This window comes from Pilosibacter sp. YYHA0881 (assembly GCF_051602715.1).
GTDB lineage: Bacteria > Bacillota > Clostridia > Lachnospirales > Lachnospiraceae > Alitiscatomonas > Alitiscatomonas aceti.
Map to the genome: position 1 here is coordinate 2175744 of NZ_CP175657.1, position 12121 is coordinate 2187864.

The window sequence follows — 12121 nt, forward strand, 5'->3', positions numbered from 1 at the left end:
ATTTTCCCCTTGTGGATACTTCTTAAGTTATTCATCCTGAATCTTAAGGTTACCCACAGCTTGTTCAACGTGGAAAATCCTTTATATTTCAGCAATTTTACGCTTATTCACAAATTCACAGCCCCTACGACGATTGCGACGAAAATCTTTTATATATTTCTCTATTAAACCTGTCGCCAGCCAGAAAGGAAGTTATCAACATCTATGAAACTGACATTTCAAAAAGCCGCTTTACTAAACGGCATTAATATTGTTTTAAAAGCCGTTCCCTCAAAAACAACCATGCCTATTCTGGAATGTATCCTGATCGACGCATCCACCGATGTCATCAAGCTGACCGGTAACGATATGGAACTGGGGATCGAAACAAAAGTTGAAGGAAATATTCTTGAAAAAGGAAAAATCGCCTTAGATGCAAAGCTTTTTTCTGAGATCACCAGAAAATTATCCGATGGAGATTCCATGGTGACCATCGAATCCGATGAAAAATACAACACCACCATTACCTGTGACAACTCTGTATTCCGGATCCAGGGAAAAGACGGGGACGAATTCTCCTATCTCCCCTATATTGAAAAGAATAAATATATCTGTCTGTCCCAGTTTACATTAAAGGAGCTGATCCGACAGACGATTTTTTCCATTTCTGTCAACGACAGCAATAAAATGATGACCGGAGAGCTGTTTGAAGTAAACGGCGATTCCTTAAGAGTGGTATCCTTAGACGGCCACCGGATGGCGATCCGGAAGATCCTTTTAAAAGATACCTATGAAAATACAAAGGTCATCGTTCCGGGAAAAACCTTAAACGAGATCAGCAAGATCCTGACCGGAGACAATGAAAAAGAGGTGCAGATCTACTTCGGCGCCAACCATATTTTATTTGAATTTGACGATACGATCGTGGTTTCCCGCCTGATCGAGGGAGAATATTTTAAGGTGGACCAGATGCTGTCCAGCGATTACGCCACCAAGATCTCTGTAAATAAAAAGGAATTCTTAGACTGCATCGAAAGAGCCAGCATCCTGATCCGGGAAAATGATAAAAAACCAATCATTTTAAACATCGAGGAATCAAAAATGGCCCTGAAGCTGAATTCCAGCTTTGGAACTATGAATGCAGAGATCCTGATCCACAAGACCGGCCAGGATCTGATGATCGGCTTCAATCCCAAATTCCTCATCGACGCCCTGCGGATCATCGACGACGAAAATGTGACGCTTTATATGATGAACCCCAAGTCCCCCTGCTTTATTAAGGATGAGGAGGAAACATATATTTACCTGATCCTGCCGGTGAACTTCAACGCGGCGGCGGTATAAACATATACCTGGTAATGGTATATACTCCTGGTATGGAATAGAAAGGAAAAAAATGGAAAAGATTCATTTAAAGGATGATTTTATAAAGCTGGGCCAGGCTCTTAAGCTGGCCGGCCTGGTGGATTCTGGCGTGGAGGCCAAGATCGTGATCCAGGATGGAAAGGTTTCTGTCAACGGAGCGGCGGAGCTCCAGAGGGGAAAGAAGCTTTATCCGGGCGATGTGGTATCCTTTGGCGGAAAGGAATTTCAGATAGAAAAATAAGGGTACGGTTTCATGTTCATTGAGTCGATCGAGCTTCTGAATTACAGGAATTATAAGCAGTTACATATGGACTTCCACAGCGGGACCAATGTGCTTTACGGCGACAATGCCCAGGGAAAGACCAATATCCTGGAAGCCGTTTATGTATGCAGCACCACCAAGTCCCATAAAGGGAGCAAGGATAAGGAGATCGTCCGGTTCGGGGAGGAGGAATCCCATATTAAGATGACCGTCCGGCGGGACGGGATCCCATACCGGATCGATATGCATCTGAAAAAGAACCGGACCAAGGGCGTGGCCGTCAACGGCGTCCCAATAAAAAAGGCCAGCGAGCTGTTTGGGATCGTCAATGTGATCTTTTTCTCCCCCGAGGACTTAAACATCATAAAAAACGGACCGGCTGAGCGGAGAAGGTTCCTGGACCTGGAGCTCTGCCAGCTGAACAAGGTGTATGTATACGATCTGGTCCAGTATAACCGGGTGGTGGTCCAGAGAAATAGGCTTTTAAAGGAGATGGATTCGGATCCGTCCTTAAAGGAGACCTTAAATATCTGGGATTCGCAGCTGGTGCGGTTCGGAAGCGAGCTGATCCGGCTCCGGACCCGTTTTGTGGAGGAATTAAACGAGCTGATCCGTGAGATCCATTTTCATCTTTCCGGTGAAAGGGAGGAGCTTGAGATCCGGTATGAACCCAATGTGATGCCGGAAACCTTTGAAGCAGAGCTTTCCCGGAACCGGAACCAGGAGCTGAGGCAGAGACTCACACTGACAGGCCCCCACAGGGATGACCTGAATTTTATCGTCAATGGCGCAGATATCCGGAAATTTGGTTCCCAGGGCCAGCAGAGGACGGCGGCCCTGTCCTTAAAGCTTTCGGAGATCGAGCTGGTGAAAAGGACCGTGAAGGATTATCCGGTTCTGCTTCTGGACGACGTGCTGTCTGAGCTGGACGGAAAACGCCAGGAGCACCTGCTGTCAGAGATCAGCCATATCCAGACGCTGATCACCTGCACAGGACTGGATGAATTTGTGAACAGCAGATTTCAGATGGACAAGATTTTTAAGATCGTTGAAGGAACCGTTGAGAGTGAAGAGCTGTGTGTGCAGTTGTAACAGAATTTAAAGGAGGAACATCATGAGCACAGAATATGGAGCCGACCAGATTCAGATCCTGGAAGGCCTTGAAGCAGTAAGAAAAAGACCTGGAATGTATATTGGGAGCACTTCCTCCAGGGGACTTCATCATCTTGTATATGAGATCGTAGACAATTCCGTGGATGAGGCCCTGGCGGGATACTGTGATTCCATCGACGTCCAGATCAACCCGGATAATTCCATTACGGTGGTGGACGACGGCCGCGGGATCCCGGTGGACATCCAGAAAAAGGCCGGGATCCCGGCGGTGGAGGTGGTATTTACCATCCTTCATGCCGGAGGAAAGTTCGGCGGCGGGGGCTATAAGGTTTCCGGCGGGCTCCATGGCGTGGGTGCATCGGTGGTAAATGCCTTGTCCGAGTGGCTGGAGGTGGAGGTACGCACAGGCGGCCATGTATATAAACAGCGGTATGAACGGGGAAAGACCATGTATCCCTTAAAGATCGTGGGAAGCTGCGGGGCGGAGGAGCACGGCACCCGGGTCACCTTCCTGCCGGATAAAGAAATTTTTGAAGAGACCGTTTACGATTTTGATACCTTAAAGATCCGTTTAAGGGAGACGGCCTTTCTGACCAAGGGCCTGAAGATCACTCTGAGGGACGAACGGGAGGAGAAAAAGGAAAAGACCTTCCACTATGAAGGCGGGATCCGTGAGTTTGTGGAGTATTTAAACCGCAGCAATGTGCCCCTGTATGAGCAGGTGTTTTACTGCGAGGGCCAGAGGGACGGCGTGCTGGTGGAGGTTGCCATGCAGCACAACGACTCCTACACAGAAAATATATACAGCTTCGTCAATAACATCAACACGCCTGAGGGCGGGACCCATCTGACCGGCTTTAAAAACGCCCTCACGAAGACATTCAACGACTACGGGAGAAAGAATAAGCTTTTAAAGGAAAATGAACCGGCCCTTTCCGGTGAGGATATCCGGGAGGGACTGACGGCCATCATCAGCATCAAGGTGGAGGATCCCCAGTTTGAGGGACAGACCAAGCAGAAGCTGGGCAACAGCGAGGCCAGAGGAGCCGTGGACGGCGTGGTCAGCGAGCAGCTTACCTATTATCTGGAGCAGAATCCGTCGGTGGCCAAGGCCATCATCGAAAAATCCGTCCTGGCCCAGAGAGCCAGGGCGGCTGCCAGGAAGGCCAGGGATCTGACAAGAAGGAAGACGGCTCTGGACGGCCTTTCTCTCCCTGGAAAGCTGGCGGACTGCTCCAGCAAAAATCCGGAGGAGTGCGAGATCTACATCGTAGAGGGAAATTCCGCCGGCGGTTCGGCCAAGGATGCGAGAAATAAGGCCACCCAGGCGATCCTGCCGCTGCGCGGAAAGATCTTAAACGTGGAGAAGGCAAGACTGGACCGGATCTACGGAAATGCAGAGATCCGTTCCATGATCACGGCCTTTGGAACCGGGATCCACGAGGAATTTGATATTTCCAAGCTGAGATACCATAAGATCATCATTATGACCGATGCGGACGTGGACGGCGCCCATATCAGCACCCTGCTCCTGACGTTTATATACCGGTTTATGCCGGAGCTTATCAAACAGGGATACGTTTATCTGGCCCAGCCGCCTCTTTATAAGCTGGAAAAGAATAAGCGCATCTGGTACGCATACAGCGATGAAGAGCTCAATGAGATCCTGAAGGAAGTGGGCCGCGACCAGAATAATAAGATCCAGCGCTATAAGGGTCTGGGAGAGATGGACGCGGAGCAGCTCTGGGAGACGACCATGGATCCCGAGCGCCGGATCCTTCTTCGAGTGACCATGAATGAAGAAATGACATCAGAGATCGATCTGACCTTTACCACCTTAATGGGCGATCAGGTGGAACCCAGAAGAGAATTCATTGAATTAAACGCCAAATACGGAACCCTGGATATTTAATCCCGGGATATGGAGAGGCCCTTGGGGCCAAGAAGGGTGGAAAAATAAATGGAACCGAATATTTTTGATAAAGTGCATGACATTGATCTGAAAAAGACAATGGAAAAGTCGTATATCGACTATGCGATGAGCGTCATTGCCGCCCGAGCGCTTCCGGACGTGCGGGACGGATTAAAGCCGGTGCAGAGAAGAGTGCTGTACTCCATGGTGGAGTTAAATAATGGACCGGATAAGCCCCATAGAAAGAGCGCCCGTATCGTCGGTGATACCATGGGTAAATACCATCCCCACGGCGACACCTCCATTTACGGAGCCTTGGTAAATATGGCCCAGCACTGGTCTATGCGGTATATGCTGGTGGATGGCCACGGAAACTTTGGATCTGTGGACGGCGACGAGGCGGCGGCCATGCGGTACACCGAAGCCAGATTAAGCAAGATCTCAACGGAAATGCTGGCGGATATTTATAAGGACACTGTGGACTTTGTTCCCAACTTTGATGAAACAGAAAAAGAGCCGGTGGTCCTGCCGTCCAGATTTCCAAATCTTCTGGTCAACGGCGGAACCGGCATTGCCGTCGGCATGGCCACCAATATCCCGCCCCATAACCTGCGGGAAGTGATCGCAGCGGTGGTAAAGATCATCGACAATAAGGTGGAGGAGAACCGGGAAACGACCATGGAGGAGCTGCTTTCCATCATCAAGGGACCGGATTTCCCCACGGCGGCTACCATCCTGGGGACCAGGGGCATAGAGGAGGCATACCGGACCGGACGCGGAAAGATCAAGGTGCGTGCGGTGACGGACATCGAGACCATGCCCAACGGAAAGAGCCACATCATCGTCACAGAGCTTCCCTACCTGGTCAATAAGGCCCGCCTGATCGAAAAAATGGCGGAGCTGGTAAAGACAAAGAAGATCGACGGCATCACGGCCATCACCGACGAATCCAACCGGGAGGGCTTAAGGATCAACATCGAGCTGAGGAGAGACGTCAACGCAAATGTGATCTTAAACCAGCTCTTAAAGCACACCCAGCTCCAGGATTCCTTCGGCGTGATCATGCTGGCTCTGGTGAACAACGAGCCCAAGGTCCTTACCCTGTCCCAGATGCTTATGTATTATCTGGATCACCAGAAGGACGTGGTGACCAGAAGGACTAGATATGACTTGAATAAAGCAGAGGAACGGGCCCATATTTTAGAGGGACTGTTAAAGGCCCTGGATCATATCGACGAGGTGATCCGCATCATCCGGGGTTCAGCCAACGTGGGAGAGGCAAAGACCCAGTTAATGGCCCGTTTTGGCCTTTCAGATGTCCAGGCCCAGGCCATTGTGGACATGCGTCTGCGGGCGCTCACCGGTCTGGAACGGGAGAAGCTGGAGAATGAATACAAAGAGCTTCAGGCCAGGATCGCAGAGCTGAAGGCCATCTTATCAGATGAAAACAAGCTCTTAGGCGTGATCCGGAAGGAGCTTCTGGTGATCTCTGACAAATACGGGGATGACCGCCGGACAAAGATCGGCTTTGATGACGACGTTTCCGTGGAGGATCTGATCCCCGACGACGACGCAGTGATCGCCATGACCAACCTGGGCTATATCAAGAGGATGTCCGTGGACAACTTCAAGAGCCAGAACCGGGGCGGCAAGGGGATCAAGGGAATGCAGACCATCGAGGAGGACTTCATCGAGGACCTTCTGATGACCACCAATCACCATTATATCATGTTCTTTACCAATACAGGCCGCTGCTACCGATTAAAGGCCTATGAGATCCCGGAGGCCGGAAGAACGGCCAGGGGCACAGCCATTGTCAACCTCCTCCAGCTTCAGCCTGGAGAAAAGGTAACGGCGACGATCCCCATGAAGGAGATCGACAATGAAAAATATCTGATGATGGCCACAAAGAACGGTATGGTGAAAAAGACCCGCATGGAAGAATATACCAATATGAGAAAGACCGGCCTCCAGGCCATCCTCCTCCGTGAGGATGACGAGCTCATCGAGGTAAAGGTGACTGACGATACGGAGGATATCTTCCTTGCTACAAAATACGGCCTTTCCATCCGCTTTAAGGAGAGCGACGTGCGGATCACCGGACGGGTCTCCTACGGTGTCATCGGCATGAAGCTGGATCCAGGCGACCAGGTCATCGGTATGCAGATGGAGAGCCAGGGCGAATATATGCTGGTGGCTTCCGAAAAAGGATATGGAAAGAGGACCCGCATATCAGAATTCAAGAGCCAGCTCCGGAATGGCCGTGGCCTTTTATGCTATAATGTGACGGAGAAAACAGGGTGCCTGGTGGGAATGAAGCTGGTGGACGATGAGCGCGACATCATGCTCATCACCAACGAGGGCATACTGATCCGCATGAGTGTGGACGATATTTCCGTCATTGGAAGAAATACGTCAGGGGTAAAATTAATGAGCATCGATCCGGATTCCAACGTGCGTGTGGCCACCATCGCCAAGGTGCGGGAAAGCAGCCATGGGGACGGAGAGGAAGACGGTGAAGATATAAAAACGGATCTGGAGAATGGGGACCAGAACGAATAAAACAGACTGAGGGAGGTAGTCTTATGGGAATTTCAAAAAAAGAGGCCTTACAGGCGATCGAGCGGGAACGGGAAATGATCTGTGCAGCCAGCGATGCAGTCTGGGATCATCCGGAAACTGCATTCCAGGAATTTAAGTCCACAGAGATCCTCTGTGAGCTCCTGGAGAAGGAGGGCTTTTCTGTGGAGAGGAATCTGGCCGGGATCCAGACAGCATTTTCCGGCCGGTTTGGCCATGGAAAGCCGGTGGTGGGCATCCTGGGTGAATTCGATGCCCTTTCCGGCCTTTCCCAGGAGTCGGAGAGCATTGAAAAGGTGCCTGTATGTGAGGGGGAGCCGGGCCACGGCTGCGGCCATAACCTGCTGGGAGCCGGATCTGTGGCTGCGGCCATTGCCGTAAAGGAATACCTGGAGAAGAATGGAAAAGAGGGGACTGTGGTATTTTTCGGCTGTCCCGGTGAGGAAGGCGGCTCCGGCAAGGGCTTTATGGCCAGGGACGGTGTCTTTGACGAGCTGGATTTCGCCATCAGCTGGCATCCCGGCGACCAGAATGAGGTTTCTGTGGGAAGCTCTCTGGCCAATTACCAGGTATTTTACCGGTTCTTCGGAACGGCGTCCCATGCGGCGGCCTGTCCGGAGCTGGGAAGGAGCGCCCTGGATGCTGTTGAGCTTATGAACACCGGCGTGCAGTATTTAAGAGAGCATGCCATCCAGGAAGCCAGGATCCATTACGCCATTACCAACACCGGCGGCTATTCTCCCAATGTGGTGCAGCCATTTGCGGAGGTCTTATACCTGATCCGTGCGCCTAAAAACGATCAGGTGAAGGAACTGTTTGAGAGAGTCAATGACATTGCCAGGGGAGCGGCTCTGATGACTGGTACCCGGATGGAAATGCAGTTTGTGAAGGCATGCTCCAATGTGGTGGACAATACGGTCCTGGAGGAGGTGCTCCAGAAAAACCTGGAAGAGGTAGAGCGGGAGCCCTATACAGAAGCGGAGCTGGAGTTTGCGAAAAAGCTTGCGGGTACATATGGCGGCGGTGAGCTGGATGTCCAGGATCTCCTGAAGCGGTATGAGAAGTCCAGAAAGGCAGAGGTGGAGGCCTTCTTAAACGCCCATAAGGACGATGTGATCTGCGATTATATCGTGCCCTTAAAGGATACAGAGACCGTTATGGCCGGTTCCACAGATGTGGGCGATGTAAGCTGGGTATGCCCTACGGCCCAGATCAACGCAGTGACCGAGGCGGCTGGAACACCAGGCCATTCCTGGCAGCAGGTGTCCCAGGGAAAATCCTCTATTGCCCATAAAGGCATGCTGTTTGCCGGAAAGGTCATGGCTGGAGCCGTCATCGACGTGCTGGAGGATCAGAGGCTGATCGGCGAGGCGAAGGACGAACTGAAAAAACGGGTCGGCGAAGCCGGCTATGTGGCTCCGATCCCCAAGGATGTAAGGCCTATGGCCATCAATCCGAAAAAATAATGGAGCTGTTTGAGGTAAGATGTGATGAAAGCATGGGAAACGTTTAAAGAGTATTTTATGATCACGGTAGGAGTGGCGATCGTGGCGGTATCCGTTTATTTCCTTCTGGTTCCAAGCCATGTGACTGTGGGAAGCATCAGCGGTCTGTCGATCATCCTGGAATATTTTATTCCTCTGCCGCTCTCAGTGATCACCTTTATCTTGAATGCCATCCTTCTGGTGGTTGGATTTTTACTGATCGGAAAGGATTTCGGGATCAAGACCGTTTATACGTCTCTGATGATGCCAGTGATGATGGGAGTCCTGGAGCGGATCTATCCGGATGTACAGTCCATTATGAAGGATCCGTTTCTGGATATGATCGTGTATATTTTCATTGTAAGCATTGGACAGGCGGTGATGTTCCGCTATAATGCGTCCTCGGGCGGCCTGGATATAGTTGGAAAGGTCCTCAATAAATACATGCATATCGAGCTGGGAAGAGCCATTTCCATGGCTGGAATGCTGGTAGCCCTTTCCTCGATCCTTACGTCTGATCTGAATATGGTGATCTTAAGCATTTTGGGTACGTACCTCAGCGGTATTATCCTGGATCACTTCATCTTCGGCTTCAACATTAAAAAGAGGATCTGTATCATCTCCAAAAAGGAAAAGGAGATCACAGATTTCATCCTCCATGAGATGCACAGCGGAGCCACCATCTATGAGGCCAGGGGCGCTTACGACAATACGGTGCGCCGGGAGATCATAGCCATTGTATCAAAGAGCGAGTATTCTAAGCTGATGAATTTCATTGCGAGGACAGATAAGGATGCGTTCGTTACGGTCTATACGGTCAATGAGGTGTTATACAGACCGAAGTTCTAAAGGAATAAAGGAGAGGCCATGAGAGAGGTTTCAGTAAGCGAGATCACAAAAAACATAAGGGAAATGTGCATTGAGGCCAACCATTTCCTGTCTCCGGACATGAAACAGGTCTTTGATGAGGCTGTAAGCAGGGAGGAATCCCCTCTGGGAAAACAGATCTTAAACCAGCTGGAGGAGAATCTCCGGATCGCCGGGGAGGATATGATCCCCATCTGCCAGGATACCGGTATGGCTGTGGTATTCGTAAAGGCAGGGCAGGAGGTACACTTTACCGGCGGCAGTCTCACGGAGGCGGTCAATGAAGGTGTCCGTCAGGGGTATGTAGAGGGATTTTTAAGAAAATCCGTGGTGCAGGATCCCATCGACCGTGTAAACACAGGTGATAATACGCCGGCTGTCCTTCATTATGAGATCGTGGAGGGAGACCAGGTGGAGATCACTGTGGCTCCCAAGGGCTTCGGCAGCGAAAATATGAGCCGAGTGTTCATGCTGAAGCCGGCAGACGGCATTGAAGGCGTTAAGGAGGCCATTCTGACGGCTGTCCGGGACGCGGGGCCAAACGCCTGTCCGCCCATGGTGGTGGGAGTCGGTATCGGCGGTACCTTTGAAAAATGTGCCCTTATGGCGAAGCACGCGCTTACCAGAGACCTCTCTGAGGAAGCTCCGGTCCCCTATGTGCGGGAGCTGGAAAAGGAGATGCTGGAACGGATCAATGGCCTTGGGATAGGTCCTGGGGGCCTGGGAGGCCGGATAACGGCCTTTGCCGTGAATATTGAAACGTATCCTACCCACATTGCGGGACTGCCGGTAGCGGTCAATATATGCTGTCATGTAAACCGCCACGCCCACCGGGTCATCTGATCATGAAGGATCCGGTATTGCCGGATAAAGGAGAAAGCCATGGATAAAAACATACATGTACCCATCAGCCGGGAGGACGCAGAGGGTCTGAGGGCCGGCGATTACGTTTATTTGACAGGCACGATCTATACGGCCAGGGATGCGGCCCATAAACGGATGAAGGAAACTCTGGACGCAGGAAAGGAGCTTCCCCTTTCCCTGGACCGGAATATGATCTATTATATGGGACCGTCTCCGGCCAGGGAGGGCCGTCCCATCGGCTCTGCCGGCCCTACGACCGCCAGCAGGATGGATAAGTATGCTCCGGAGCTTCTGGATCTGGGCCTGGGGGCTATGATCGGAAAAGGAAAAAGAAGCCCGGCGGTGGCTGACGCCATCGTAAGGAACGGGGCTGTTTATTTTGCTGCCATTGGAGGAGCCGGAGCTCTTTTATCGAAATGTATTTTAAGCTCAGAGGTGATCGCATACGGAGATCTGGGGCCAGAGGCGGTGAGAAAGCTGGAGGTAAAGGATTTCCCGGTGGTAGTGGTCATCGATTCCCAGGGGAATAATCTTTATGAAACCGCCGCAAGGGCGTATGCAAAGGAAGGATGACATGAACAGAATCGCTTATATGGTCATAAAGAGCCTGCCGTTTGTTCCGGCATGGTTTTACCGCGTATGCCGCCTGGGAAGAGATCAGGATCCCCATACGGAGCAGGAGCGGTATGATTATTTAAGAAAACTGGTTAAGAGGGTCAATAAAAGCGGCCGTGTGGCAATTGAGGTCCATGGCCGCGACAACCTTCCTGCCGCGGACGGCTTTATCATGTTCCCGAATCACCAGGGCCTCTTTGACGTTCTTGCTGTGATCGAGGGATGTCCACGCCCATTTGGTGTGGTCATAAAAAAAGAGGCAGCGGATATCATTCTCGTAAAGCAGGTAGTGAGACTGCTCAGAGGGATTTCCATAGACCGGCAGGATACCAGGAGCTCTTTAGAGGTGATCAATCAGATGACAGAAGAGGTCAGGAAAGGGAGAAATTATCTGATCTTTCCAGAGGGGACCAGATCCAGAAAGGGGAATGAGCTCCTGGAATTTAAAGCAGGTACCTTTAAAAGTGCTGTAAACGCCTGCTGTCCCATAGTGCCGGTGGCATTGATCAACAGCTTCAAGCCCTTTGATATCCGTTCCATCAAAGAAGAGACAGTCCAGGTCCACTTTTTAAAGCCGATTGAGTATGATCAATATATAGGAATGAAAACAAAAGAAATCGCACATCTTGTACATGACAGGATACAGGAAGAAATAAATAAATTTATCTAAAAAAAATTATTGACAAAATGTTTTTTCTCTTATATAATGACATATGCGTCTGGCGAATGCCAGAATTTAATAAGTGATTATTAGCTACGGTAATAAGGAGAAATACTCAAGAGGCCGAAGAGGCGCCCCTGCTAAGGGTGTAGGTCGGGAAACCGGCGCGAGGGTTCAAATCCCTCTTTCTCCGTTCACTGCAAGCAGCATGACGGCACAGCAAACGCCGGAGCTGTCAGACAGTGGTACGCAAAGCAGGACAGAGTTTATATGGCCAGCAGAGCGTAAATGAATTTCTTCAAAAAAGAAATTCAAAAAAATAAAAAAAGTTCTTGACAAACAGAATACAGCATGATATACTATCGAAGCTGTCGCTGAGAAAGACAAGAACAGCACAGAACCTTGAAAACTGAACAGTA

The 12121-nt window shown here is 50.6% G+C and carries 10 protein-coding genes and 1 tRNA gene; all 11 read left to right on the forward strand.

Annotation, left to right across the window (positions count from 1 at the left end):
- Positions 1-204: 204 nt before the first annotated feature.
- The 11 genes from dnaN to ACI6NM_RS10215 all read left to right on the forward strand — a co-directional run bounded on the left by dnaN (position 205) and on the right by ACI6NM_RS10215 (position 11895).
- Positions 205-1323, forward strand: a complete 1119-nt coding sequence (gene dnaN, locus ACI6NM_RS10165; RefSeq protein ID WP_022272195.1) for a DNA polymerase III subunit beta — start codon at positions 205-207, stop codon at positions 1321-1323.
- Between the two features lie 52 nt (positions 1324-1375).
- Positions 1376-1585: an RNA-binding S4 domain-containing protein gene (locus ACI6NM_RS10170; protein ID WP_022272194.1), complete on the forward strand. Its 210-nt coding sequence runs from the start codon at positions 1376-1378 to the stop codon at positions 1583-1585.
- Positions 1586-1597: 12 nt separating this feature from the next.
- Positions 1598-2698: a DNA replication/repair protein RecF gene (gene recF, locus ACI6NM_RS10175; RefSeq protein WP_438500862.1), complete on the forward strand. Its 1101-nt coding sequence runs from the start codon at positions 1598-1600 to the stop codon at positions 2696-2698.
- A gap of 22 nt (positions 2699-2720) precedes the next feature.
- Positions 2721-4631 carry a DNA topoisomerase (ATP-hydrolyzing) subunit B gene (gene gyrB / locus ACI6NM_RS10180; protein WP_438500863.1) on the forward strand — a complete coding sequence of 637 codons (1911 nt, stop codon included), beginning with the start codon at positions 2721-2723 and terminating at the stop codon, positions 4629-4631.
- 48 nt (positions 4632-4679) lie between these two features.
- Positions 4680-7193 carry a DNA gyrase subunit A gene (gene gyrA / locus ACI6NM_RS10185; protein ID WP_337810809.1) on the forward strand — a complete coding sequence of 838 codons (2514 nt, stop codon included), beginning with the start codon at positions 4680-4682 and terminating at the stop codon, positions 7191-7193.
- A 23-nt stretch (positions 7194-7216) separates the two neighbouring features.
- The gene (locus tag ACI6NM_RS10190) at positions 7217-8677 is read left to right on the forward strand and encodes a M20 family metallopeptidase (protein WP_337810808.1); all 1461 of its coding nucleotides are present in this window, start codon (positions 7217-7219) and stop codon (positions 8675-8677) included.
- 24 nt (positions 8678-8701) lie between these two features.
- Positions 8702-9544, forward strand: coding sequence for a YitT family protein (locus tag ACI6NM_RS10195; protein WP_337810807.1), 843 nt, complete (start codon positions 8702-8704; stop codon positions 9542-9544).
- An 18-nt stretch (positions 9545-9562) separates the two neighbouring features.
- Positions 9563-10405: a fumarate hydratase gene (locus tag ACI6NM_RS10200; RefSeq protein WP_337810806.1), complete on the forward strand. Its 843-nt coding sequence runs from the start codon at positions 9563-9565 to the stop codon at positions 10403-10405.
- Between the two features lie 39 nt (positions 10406-10444).
- On the forward strand, positions 10445-10999 hold the full coding sequence (locus ACI6NM_RS10205; protein WP_438500864.1) for a Fe-S-containing hydro-lyase: 555 nt from the start codon (positions 10445-10447) through the stop codon (positions 10997-10999).
- Between the two features lies 1 nt (position 11000).
- The gene (locus ACI6NM_RS10210) at positions 11001-11711 is read left to right on the forward strand and encodes a lysophospholipid acyltransferase family protein (protein ID WP_022272659.1); all 711 of its coding nucleotides are present in this window, start codon (positions 11001-11003) and stop codon (positions 11709-11711) included.
- Between the two features lie 96 nt (positions 11712-11807).
- Positions 11808-11895 (forward strand) — tRNA-Ser (locus ACI6NM_RS10215).
- Positions 11896-12121 lie beyond the last annotated feature (226 nt).